Below are 10362 nucleotides of genomic sequence, written 5' to 3'. Positions count from 1 at the left end.
ACGCGCCAGCTATCTGGTAAGCGCGCGCGCCATGGCGCCGGTCACCGCCGCGTGGCCGGATTTTACTCCGCCGCGTGGCCGGATATTGCACCGCCGTTGACAGTAAAAGCCGCCAATGGCGATCACATCGGGAATATAGACGTTCTTGTTGAACTGGTCGCACAGGTCGATGATCGAGGAAACGAGGTTCAGCCGCTCCATATTGATCGCGCCGACCGATCCGGTGCCGTCGATATTGATCGGACAGGGCACCCCGCCCACCAGCCAGTTCGGATGCGGGTTCTTGCCGCCAAAGATCGTGTGGACCTTGACGATTTCCTTTTGCAGATCAAGTGCTTCCAGATAATGCGTCGTCGCCATCAGATCGGCTTCAGGCGGCAGAAGATAGGCCGGATTGTCCCAATAGCCGTTCTTGAACAGCCCCAGCTGCCCGGATTCGACGAATTTCTTCAGCCGGTTCTGCACATCGCGGAAATAGCCCGGCGATGACATCGGATGCGAGGGCGAGACCATCTGCTGCAATTCGCTGGTCGCCTTGGGGTCGGCGCGCAGGGCATTGACCGGGTTCACCCAGTCCAGCGCATGCAGGTGATAGAAATGCACGACATGATCGTGGATCTCCAGCGCCAGCTGCATCATGTTGCGGATCGAATTGGCATTGTCGGGGATCATGATCCCAAGCGCATCCTCGACCGCACGCACCGAGGTCAGCGCATGGGTGCCGGTGCAGACGCCGCAGATCCGTTCGACAAAGGCCCAGGCGTCACGCGGATCGCGCCCTTTCAGGATCACCTCCAGTCCGCGCCACATCGTGCCGGTCGAGACCGCATTGCGGATAACCCCCTGATCATCCACGTTGACCTCGCAGCGCATGTGCCCTTCGATCCGGGTGACCGGATCCACCACGATCCGGCGCCCGGAATTGTCGAGGGTAAAGCCATTCGGCGTGTTGATCGTCATGGTCTAGGCCTCCACCTTGTCCTGGGTCTTTTTCTGCGCCCGTTTCAGCGCCGAAATCGCGGCATGGACCGCAACGGCCCCACCGACCGCACCCGCCGCAACGCCGCCCAGCTTGTCGGCATTGGCCTCGACCCCGAAAGCCTTGATATTGGTCAGCCGGTCATAGAACGAACCCTGATCCCAGAACCCGTCTTCCGAGCAGCCGATGCAGCCATGGCCCGACTGGATCGGGAACGAGACACCCTCGTTCCAGCGCACGGTCGAGCAGGCGTTATAGGTGGTCGGGCCCTTGCACCCCATCTTGTAAAGGCAATAGCCCTTCTTGGCGTTTTCATCGTCCCAATGCTCGACGAACTGGCCGGCATCGAAATGCGGGCGGCGATAGCATTTATCGTGGATGCGCTGGCTGTAGAACATCTTTGGCCGGCCCTGGCGGTCAAGCTCGGGCATGCGGTCGAAGGTCAGCATATAGGTGATGACGCCGGTCATCACCTCGGCGATGGGCGGGCAGCCCGGCACCTTGATGATCGGTTTGTCCAGAATGACCTTGTGGACCGGCGTCGCCCGCGTCGGATTCGGCGCGGCGGCCTGAACGCAGCCATAGGACGCGCAGGCCCCCCATGAAATGATCGCCTTGGCGTCCCTGGCCGCATGGCGCAGCTTTTCGACGAAGGGCTTGCCGCCGGTGATGCAATACATCCCGTCTTCGTTCAGCGGCGGGTTACCCTCGACGGCAAGGATATACTGGCCCTTGTATTTCTGGATGGTGTCCTCGAAGGCGGCCTCGGCGGCATGGCCGGCGGCGGCCATCAGCGTATCATCGTAATCAAGGCTGATCATCGACAGCACGACATCCTTGGCCAGAGGATGGGCCGAGCGGATGAAGCTTTCCGAACAGCAGGTGCATTCCAGACCATGCACCCAGATCACCGGCGTGCGGGGCTTGGTTTCCATCGCATGGGCGATTTTGGGCACGAAGGCCGGGCCGAGGCCAAGCGCCGCCGCGGTCAGCGAGCAATATTTCATGAAACTGCGGCGGGTGATCCCCTGCCGGCGCATGACATCGTAGAAAGTCTCGATTTGCGACAAGACGTCCTCCTCCTCTCAGCCTGGCGGCCCGGCAGCGCGGACCTTCGCGTGGTCTTTCAAGGCATGCCAAGGCAGGAGGGCCCAGGGCAATGACAGAATGTCGCAGATGAAGAATTACATTTTCTTAAACATTTTCAATGCACTGAGATATTTTCAACATTGGCCGGATGGCCAGCATCCAGCCAGAGGACGCGCCTGACGGTTACAAGCTTTTCGCTGCAGCCATATGCTGCGCCGCAGCAACCAGAGCCTGACCGAAAGCAAGCCCTCCGTCATTGGCCGGTATCTGGCGATGCAGCAAGACCGGCAGACCATCCAGCGCCGCCAGACATTCGCGCAAAAAGAAAGCATTCTGAAGCACGCCGCCCGACAGGGCCACCGCCCGCGCCCGGCCGCCCTGGACCAGCGCGCGGGCCGGCGCGCAGAAGGCACGCGCCAGCCCGGCATGAAAGGCCCCCGCCATTTCGCCCGGATCGCGCCCTGCCGCCAGATCGGTGGCGGCGGCGCGAAACATCGGCGCGGGGTCAATCACCCCCCCATCCCGGCAGTCAAAGGGATAGGGCGCAGCAGGGCGCGCCATGGCCTCCAGCCGCATCGCGGCCTCGCCCTCGTAACTCTGCGCCCCGGCAAAGCCCGCCAGCGCCGCAAAGGCATCGAACAGCCGCCCGGCCGAGGATGATCGCGGCGCATTCACCCCCGCACCGACCGCCTGCCGCAGAAGGGCGCGGGGCGCGTCGGGGAACAGCCGGTCCGCCACGGCGGAAAGCCCCGCCTGATCCAGACGGGCCAGCGCATTGCGCCAGGGCTCTCGGCTGGCGCGGTCGCCGCCCGGCAGGGGGGCGGGGGCCAGATGGGCGAGGCGCTCGAACCCGGTGTAATCGCCCAGCAACAGCTCTCCGCCCCAGATCGTGCCATCCGGTCCAAGGCCAAGCCCGTCCATCACGATTCCGGCCACCCTGCCCCCGTCCAGCGGCCACAGATTATCGCCAAGGCACGAGGCCAGATGCGCATGATGATGCCAGACCCGCATCAGCGGCTGACCTGCGCCTTCGGCGGTGACCGTCGCGCGATAGCCCGGATGCGGGTCGCAGGCAGCCAGTTCGGGGGCATGGTCGAACAGGGCCGCCAGATCGCGCAGCGTGCGGTCGTATTCCAGCGCGGTCTCGGCATCGTCCAGATCGCCCAGATGCTGCGACACCATCGCCTGACCGTTCTTGGTCAGGCAGATCGCCGCCTTCATCTGACCACCAAAGGCCAGCACCCGCGGCGCTGCGTCAAACCCCGGCGGCAGGGGCAGCGTGCCCGGCACCCGCCCACGGGCGCGGCGGATCACCATCGGCGGCTCGGCGCGCTCGACCCCGTCATCCAGCCGCCGCGCAATCTCGCGGTTGTGCATCAGGAAACCGTCGGCAAAGCGCGCCAGCGCCTTGCGCGCCTCGTCATTTCCGATGACCTGCGGGGCGCCCGAAAGATTGCCCGAGGTCATCACCAGCATCCCCCCGAAAGCGGCAATCAGCAGGTGATGCAGGGGCGTATAGGGCAGCATGACGCCAAGCGCGCGCATCCCCGGCGCCACATCCTCGGGCAATGTGCCCCGGGCGGGCACCAGCACCACCGGCGCCGCCGGGTCGCGCAACAATCGCCAGCAAGCCTCGGACGGCGTCGCATGGGCGCGGATCATCGCCTCGGTCCCCATCAGGGCAAAGGGCTTCGACGGCCGCCTTTTGCGCGCCCGCAACAGCGCCACGGCCCTGGCATTGGCCGCATCGCAGGCAAGGTGAAAACCGCCCAGCCCCTTGACCGCGACGACCTGCCCCGCCTTCAGCGCCGCCACCGCCAATGCGACCGGATCGCCCGCGACCTCTTTTCCCCCGGCCTCATACCACAGGTTTGGGCCGCAGGCCGGGCAGGCGATGGGTTGCGCGTGAAAGCGGCGGTCGGCGGGATCGGCATATTCGGCGGCACAATCGGGGCAAAGACCAAAGCCCGCCATCGTGGTTCGCGCCCGGTCATAGGGCAGTTCGCGCAGGATCGTATAGCGCGGCCCGCAATGGGTGCAGTTGGTAAAGGCATAGCCCTGCCGCCTGCCGGGCGCAAAGATCTCGGCCCGGCATTCCGGGCAGGTCGCGGCATCGGGCGTGACCCGCGTTTCGGCGCCTGTGCCCGCGCTGGCCGCGATGGAAAACCCCTCGGGCATCGCGGCAAAAACCTGTGGCACGGCCTCGATCGCGTCGATTCTGGCCAGAGGCGGCCTATCCGCGCGCAAGGCCGCGATGAAATCGCCGCAATCCTGCGCGACCAGACGGATCAGAACCCCTTCGGCATCGTTCAGAACGTCGCCGCGCAACCCCGCCGCCCGCGCCAGCCGCCAGACAAAGGGCCGGAAGCCGACCCCCTGCACCTGCCCGCGCACCCGGATGGCGAAGCCTTGTTCCATGGTCGGCAAAGTCATATCCGGCAGGCACTCCTTCCTCAATGCACGGTGCACACCATGCACGGGTCAAAGCTGCGCACCACATGCTGCACGCTGAGCGGGGTCGTCTCGCCCGGCTGGACCACAAGCCCCTCAAGCGCTGCCTCGACCGGGCCGGGCACGCCACCGGCATCGCGCGGACTGAAGTTCCAGGTGGTCGGAGCGACGATCTGATACGAGGCGATCCGCCCGCCCTCGATCCTCAGCCAATGGCCAAGCGCACCGCGCGCGGCCTCGACCAGCCCTTCGCCGATCCCGTCGCTGATTTTCAGGGGGCCGGCCATGAAGCGGGCCTCGGGCACGATCCCGCGCGCCAGATCCTCCATCAGAACCTGACTGCGCGCCAGTTCCAGCAGACGCCCCGCCACCCGCGCCAGCACCCCGCCGCCGCCGTTACCATCGCGGACCAGATCCAGCGCCAGCGGATGACCGTCGATCACCTGCCGGGCCAGCGCGCCGGTTTCCATGGTGCGTCCGGCCAGTCTGGGGGCCTTGCACCAGCTATAGGCGGTGTCACGCATATCCTCGTCGGGATCGGTCACACCCTGGGCCGGATGCGCCGCAGGCCCCAGCATCCAGCTATGCGATAAATCCTCGCTGATCGCCGCGATGTCGAGAGGCTGCGCCCCGCCATCCCAGATGCCGGGGGCAAAACCGTGGCCGCCCTCCAGCGGATAGGCGCCAAAGGACAGATAGCGCCCCGAGCCGCGCCCCAGATCCGCCAGATCCAGATCGGCGGCGATGCGCAGGAACAGGCCGGCATCGCCCCCTTGCCATCCCATCAGCGCCGGGACCGAGGAAAGGGCCGCGAAATCCTCGACCGCTGCCCCGAAGACCGTATCTTCCAGATAGCGGCGAAAGGCCGTCAGGCTGGCCAGAATACGCAGCCGGTCGCGTTCGGACGGGGCGCGCGTGACACCACCGGGCTGGATCGCCAGGGTATGCGGCCATTTCCCGGCCATCAGCCCAAGAACATGCATCAACCCGGCCCGCGCCTCGACCGCGCGTTTCAGGGCCGATCCCTCCATCGCCGTGAACCGGGCCACCGCCCGATCATACCAGCCCCGCGCCTGATATTGGGGTCTGGTGAAATCAGGCATGAAGAACAGGTTGAAATGCGTCAGATGGTCCGAGACATTCTCGACCGCGTGGATCAGCGCAGCCATCCGCTCTCCTTGCGGTTCGGGGACCTCGCCCACTGCCATGGCCAGAGCCCGCGCCGCCGCCGCCGACTGGCTGATCGAGCAGATACCGCAAATCCGCGGCACGATGGTCAGCGCGTCGCGCGGATCCTTGCCGGGCAGCATACGCTCGAACCCGCGATAAAGCGGCGAGTTGATCCGCGCCGCGCTGACCCGCCCCTCTGCGATGTCCAGCCGGATCTCCAGATCGCCCTCGACCCGGTTGAACGGACCGACGATCAACTGCCCCAACCCCGTTTCGCCCCCTGCCCCGCTCATCGGGGTTTTCTCAGCGTCGGCGGGGTGACGATACGATCAGCCACGGCATTCTTCGCGATCCGTTCGGGCGTGGCGGCCTTGGACAGCGAGGCCAGCGCCATGAACCAAGCCTTGGGCATATCGGTCGGCAGGCCAACCGGAATGCCGGCGATCTTCGGCGTGGCGGTGAACAGGTGGCGCGGCTCTTCAAATTCCGGCGCGGTGCAGTTGATGCAGGGATATCCGCCGCGCGTGCAACTGCCCTGACCATTCCAGGGCCGGATATTGCAATCGCCCACCGCCTGTGTGCCGATACAGCCCAGATGCTCCATCATGCAGCCCATTTCCGACAATGCGCGCGCGCTGGCCTTGTATTCGTAGAACTCGTTCTTCGGGCAGGCATGATGGACCAGATGATCGGCATAGAATCGGGGCCGGCCAAGCGCATCCAGATCCGAGGCCCCCAGCCTGCCCGCCGCCAGCATCAAAAGCGTCTCGGTCACCCAATCGGGATGGGTCGGGCAGCCGGCGATGTTGATGACCGGCAGACCGGCACGGGCGCGGAACGTGGCCGGCAGGGCGCCGCCGGGATGGGCGCCGTCATATTGCACCCCCACCGCATCCGAGGGGTTGCCCCCTGCCGTGGTCACGCCGCCATAGGTCGCACAGGTGCCCACCGCCACCACATGGGCCGCCAGCGGCGCCAGGTCCCGCAACCAGTCCAGCAACGGACGCCCGGTGCCCGACAGGATCTGATAGCGTCCGGTACCACGCGGCCCGCGCGCGATCGCGCCCTCGACGCAGAGAATATCCAGTGGCACCTCGCCCGAAACAAGGCTGGCCAGAATTCCGCGCACCTCGGCGCCGCTTTCAAGGCTCAGCGCCGGATGCCACAGAAAGGTCAGCCCCGCCCCGGCAAGCAGGTCAAAGACATTCGGCCCCTCGGCACACAGCAGCGACATGGTGCAGCCACCGCAACCGGCGCTTTGCAGCCACAGAATGTTCATGCGTCCTCTCCTGCCAGCGGCAGCTCCAGCCGAAACAGCGCGCCACCACCGGAGGCGGGGCTGTAACTCAGCCTGCCGCCATGATCCTCGGCGATCTTGAGGCTGATCGACAGGCCAAGTCCGGTGCCTTTTCCCACGGGTTTCGTGGTGAAGAACGGATCAAAGATCATCGCGGCCGTTGCCTCGTCGATGCCCGGCCCGTTGTCGTGGATGTCCAGCACGCCACGGCCTTCCTCGCGCATGATCCGCAAGGCGATCTGCGGGGCCGCCGTTTCCGAAACCGCATCCAGCGCGTTCTGCACCAGATTCATCACCACCTGCTGAATATGGCCCGTATGCCCCAGAACCATCACCGGCCCTTCGGCATTGATCTCGGGCACGGTGCTGTGGCCGGCCCCGCGCATGATCCAGAAGGCGGCGGTGCGGGCGGTCTCAACCAGATCGAAGACTGCCATCTCTCCGCCCCCGTCCGAGGACAGACGGCGCAGATCCTCAACGATATCGCGCACCCTTTCGGCCCCCTCACGCGCGCCCTGCACCGCCTCGCGCAGGTTGCGCAAATCGCGGTCCAGCCGCAATTCCTCCCGCAGGCGGACCAGTTCGCCCCTGTCGGCCCCGGCCTGAACCCGTTCGAAATAGGTCTCGAACTTGGCGGCATAGCGTTCCAGCGCATGGGCATTGGCATAGACAAAGCTGATCGGATTGTTCAGCTCATGCGCCACCCCGGCCAGCAAACGCCCCAATGAGGCCAGCTTCTCGCCATGGACCAGCTGCGCCTGAGCGGCCTTCATCTCGGCATGGCTGCGTTCAAGCTGGGCATAGGCGCGGCGCAATTCCCCCACCGGACGCCCCGTCAGCACCAGCCCCTCGATCCGGCCGCGATCATCGAGGCGCGGCGACAGGACCGCCTCGACCGGGGCCGGCTCGCGCGAGGTCACAAGCGAAAGCTCCATCCGCCCCGACGCCCGCGTGCGCGCAATCTCCGCAATCAGGGCCGAAAGACCCGCGCGATCCTCTTCGCGCACCAGATCCGCCACGCCCCGACCGACCAGGGCCGCGGCGGGCAGCCCGGTGCAGACACAGGTCGAGGCGTTGACCTCATCCACCCGCCCGTCGCGATCCAGCACGATCAGCACATCGGAAACCGAGGTGATGACCGAGGACAGGAACTGACGCAGCGCCTCAAGCTCGCGGTTCTGGGCCTCTAGCCGCTCCTGATGTTCGATCAGCTCGACATAGGTGCGATCCACCGCAATCAGCACATCGGACCAGGCCGCATCCGTCAGCGCAGCACCCGCCCTGTCGTCCTTTGCGTCCATCGCCCGTGGCATTTGCAATCCTCTTCCCCTCCTTGCGCATCTTTCCATCCTGCATGTCAAGCCTGATAGTATGCTAAGCCTATGCTGCACTCAGGCAAGGAGCTACGATCTATATGAACCGCGCCGGGTTTGCCGGAGGCTGATTTGGTTTAGTTACGCGGCCATGGCTTCAGTTTCCAGAGCCGCGTAGAAGTTTGCCTCGGCTTCGGCGGGCGGGATGTTCCCGATCGGCTCGAGCAGGCGGCGGTTGTTGAACCAGTCCACCCTTTCGAGGGTTGCGTATTCCACGGCCTCGAAGCTGCGCCAGGGCCCCCGACGGTGGATGACCTCGGCCTTGAAGAGCCCGTTGATCGTCTCGGCCAGCGCGTTGTCGTAGCTGTCACCGACGCTGCCAACCGAAGGCTCGATGCCCGCCTCGGCCAGCCGTTCAGTGTATTTGATCGACAGATACTGGCTGCCGCGGTCGCTGTGGTGAACCAGCCCCATGCCCTTGACCGGGCGGCGGTCATGGACCGCCTGTTCGAGGGCATCAAGGACGAACCCGGCATACGCCGAGGTGCTGACCCGCCAGCCGACAATCTTGCGGGCATAAGCGTCGATGACGAAAGCGACATAAACAAACCCCTTCCAGGTGGCAACATAGGTGAAATCGCTGACCCACAGCATGTTCGGCGCAGGCACGCGGAACTGGCGGTTCACCTTGTCCAGCGGGCATGGCTGCTTCTTGTCAGGGATCGTCGTCTTGTGCGGCTTGCCCCGGATAATGCCTTGAATGCCCATGTCCTTCATCAGCCGTGCCACCGTGCAGCGAGCGATATCGAAGCCCTCGCGGCGCAGCTGGTGCCAGACCTTGCGCAGGCCGTAGACGCTCCAGTTGTCCTCGAAAACACGCCGTATCTCGGGGCGCAGCGCCTCGTCCCGTTTGGCACGATCCGACAACCGCGCCGGGTCGGCACGTTTGGCCAGATGGTCATAATAGGTGGCAGGGGCGATCGGCAGAACGTCGCAGATCGGCTCGACCCCGTGCGCATCCCGATGCGCGTCGATGAAACCCACCATCACTTCGGTCGGCGGTCGAGTATCCGCCATCGCAAAATACGCCGACGCCTTGCGGAGAATCTCGTTCGCCTGGCGCAGTTCGCGATTCTCCCGTTCAAGGGCCTTCATCTTCTCGGCCATCTCGGTCGGGATGCCGGCGCGCTTGCCGCTGTCGACTTCGGCCTTCTTGACCCAGTCGTTCAGCGTCTGCGGGGTGCAGCCGATCTTCGCCGCAATCGACATGACCGCCTGCCAGCGCGACGCGTGTTGACCCTCGTTGTCGAGAACCAGCCGCACCGCGCGCTCGCGCACTTCAGGGGAAAACTTGTTCGTCGTCTTGCTCATGATGCTCCATCCTACTCAGGAGTTGGAGCCTCCGGCAAACCCGGCGCGGTTCACTATGAGAGGGAGCAACTGACTTGAGAAGCCGGCTTCGCCAAAGTCCAGATCATCGGGATGATCAAAGGGAACAAGGCTAATCCGCCGACCTTCGAACTCTGCAGGAAACACCAAGCGAGCCCCGCCACGCTCAACAGGCTGAACGCGAAGCTCTAGAATCTGGTAAGGGATATTATTGGCTCTGAAGACTCTTCCGGGAAAGCTTTGATGACACTGTTGCAACAGCGGGCAATGGAGAATCATCCATTCTCTTAGCGCCAGGCCTGCTTCCTGATCGAGTTTGTCTCGGCGGCGATACGGCATGAGCGCCCGCCCAAGATCCGGAAATCCGTAAGGAGGGCCGCAAGATCGCCTAGAAACCCGCGCTCCGGTTACGTACAGAGCGACGACAAGCCATTGATCACGTCAATGTGACTCCGCCGATTTCCCGCTGTGGTTTCCGCGCGATTGCTTCCGATATGCTTCCGGAGCTCGGGAAGCCCAAATGCAAAAGACCTCCCGAAGGAGGCCTAATGCGCTGATATCTATCAGTAATTTTGGTTGCGGGGGTAGGATTTGAACCTACGACCTTCAGGTTATGAGCCTGACGAGCTACCGGGCTGCTCTACCCCGCGCCATTTGCATCGCGGTTTTGCGGT

Annotated in this window: 7 protein-coding genes, 1 tRNA gene, 1 pseudogene and 1 other annotated feature; all 9 genes and pseudogenes read right to left on the bottom strand. The window is 64.7% G+C overall.

Features of this window, described 5'->3' with window-relative positions:
* Positions 1–102: 102 nt before the first annotated feature.
* Positions 103–960, bottom strand: a pseudogene (locus ACDP63_RS23360) (nickel-dependent hydrogenase large subunit); the annotation flags it as partial.
* Between the two features lie 3 nt (positions 961–963).
* Complete coding sequence (locus ACDP63_RS23355) at positions 964–2049, bottom strand: hydrogenase small subunit (protein ID WP_147428525.1); 1086 nt, start codon at positions 2047–2049, stop codon at positions 964–966.
* Between the two features lie 202 nt (positions 2050–2251).
* Positions 2252–4501 (bottom strand): carbamoyltransferase HypF, encoded by a 2250-nt coding sequence (hypF, locus tag ACDP63_RS23350; protein ID WP_409928726.1) that lies wholly within the window; start codon positions 4499–4501, stop codon positions 2252–2254.
* Between the two features lie 20 nt (positions 4502–4521).
* Positions 4522–5955, bottom strand: coding sequence for a nickel-dependent hydrogenase large subunit (locus ACDP63_RS23345; RefSeq protein WP_167521709.1), 1434 nt, complete (start codon positions 5953–5955; stop codon positions 4522–4524).
* A gap of 23 nt (positions 5956–5978) precedes the next feature.
* Complete coding sequence (locus ACDP63_RS23340) at positions 5979–6968, bottom strand: HupU protein (RefSeq protein ID WP_147428530.1); 990 nt, start codon at positions 6966–6968, stop codon at positions 5979–5981.
* A complete protein-coding gene (locus ACDP63_RS23335) occupies positions 6965–8299 on the bottom strand; it encodes an ATP-binding protein (protein WP_409928725.1) in 1335 nt (444 codons plus the stop codon). Before ACDP63_RS23335 ends, ACDP63_RS23340 begins: the two co-directional genes overlap by 4 nt.
* Positions 8300–8440: 141 nt before the next feature.
* On the bottom strand, positions 8441–9670 hold the full coding sequence (locus ACDP63_RS23330; RefSeq protein WP_179922006.1) for an IS3 family transposase: 1230 nt from the start codon (positions 9668–9670) through the stop codon (positions 8441–8443).
* Positions 9272–9389 (bottom strand) — a sequence feature (AL1L pseudoknot). Its footprint overlaps the gene before it by 118 nt.
* Before the next feature lie 15 nt (positions 9671–9685).
* On the bottom strand, positions 9686–10027 hold the full coding sequence (locus ACDP63_RS23325) for a hypothetical protein (protein ID WP_409928724.1): 342 nt from the start codon (positions 10025–10027) through the stop codon (positions 9686–9688).
* A 234-nt stretch (positions 10028–10261) separates the two neighbouring features.
* A tRNA-Met gene (locus tag ACDP63_RS23320) sits at positions 10262–10338 on the bottom strand.
* Between the last annotated feature and the right edge of the window lie 24 nt (positions 10339–10362).

Source organism: Paracoccus sp. P2 (genome assembly GCF_046335115.1).
Classification (GTDB): domain Bacteria; phylum Pseudomonadota; class Alphaproteobacteria; order Rhodobacterales; family Rhodobacteraceae; genus Paracoccus; species Paracoccus pantotrophus.
Note: the sequence above shows the minus strand (reverse complement) of the source record. Positions and strands in the feature narration are given on the sequence as shown.

Excerpts from the sequence above, each read along its gene's own strand:
- hypF (WP_409928726.1), bottom strand. The coding sequence starts at position 4,501 with ATGACTTTGCCGACCATGGAACAAGGCTTCGCCATCCGGGTGCGCGGG.
- ACDP63_RS23340 (WP_147428530.1), bottom strand. The coding sequence starts at position 6,968 with ATGAACATTCTGTGGCTGCAAAGCGCCGGTTGCGGTGGCTGCACCATG.
- ACDP63_RS23335 (WP_409928725.1), bottom strand. The coding sequence starts at position 8,299 with ATGCCACGGGCGATGGACGCAAAGGACGACAGGGCGGGTGCTGCGCTG.
- ACDP63_RS23330 (WP_179922006.1), bottom strand. The coding sequence starts at position 9,670 with ATGAGCAAGACGACGAACAAGTTTTCCCCTGAAGTGCGCGAGCGCGCG.
- ACDP63_RS23325 (WP_409928724.1), bottom strand. The coding sequence starts at position 10,027 with ATGCCGTATCGCCGCCGAGACAAACTCGATCAGGAAGCAGGCCTGGCG.